At 58.4% G+C, this 419-nt stretch carries 1 pseudogene; it reads right to left on the reverse strand.

Annotated elements, in window-relative coordinates:
• Positions 1–272, reverse strand: a pseudogene (secY, locus tag AC1D0P_RS30470) (preprotein translocase subunit SecY); the annotation flags it as partial.
• Positions 273–419: the final 147 nt, after the last annotated feature.

A 419-nucleotide genomic window follows, 5' to 3' on the forward strand; every position in this document is an offset into this window, starting at 1 on the left:
GAGATATACGGCATGATGCCAAGGGCGAAAATCGCCATACGGCTCACGGCACCGCCGGAGAACATGTTGAACAGGCCAAGGATACCGCCCGACTGGCTGTCGAACGCCTTGGCGAACACGTCGAGGTCGATGCCCGGCAGCGGAATATAGGTGCCGAGGCGATAGACGAGCAGCGCACCGAGGGTGAACCACAGGCGCTTCTTCAAATCATCCGCTTTGGCAAATGTCGAGAAACTAAGATTGGATGCAAGCTGTTCCGCTGCAGAAGCCATGAAACTCTCCGCGAATCCGGTTCCTGATCAGGGACGACAGCCGGACTGGTWGGTCTGAAATTTACCGGAAGCGGGCAGCGTGAAGCTGTACACGGCCTCATCCCGGTCTACGGGTCGCGCAGACATCCGGCTGGCGGTGTCCACAAT

The sequence above is a fragment of the Polaromonas sp. P1_G2 genome, assembly GCF_056405515.1.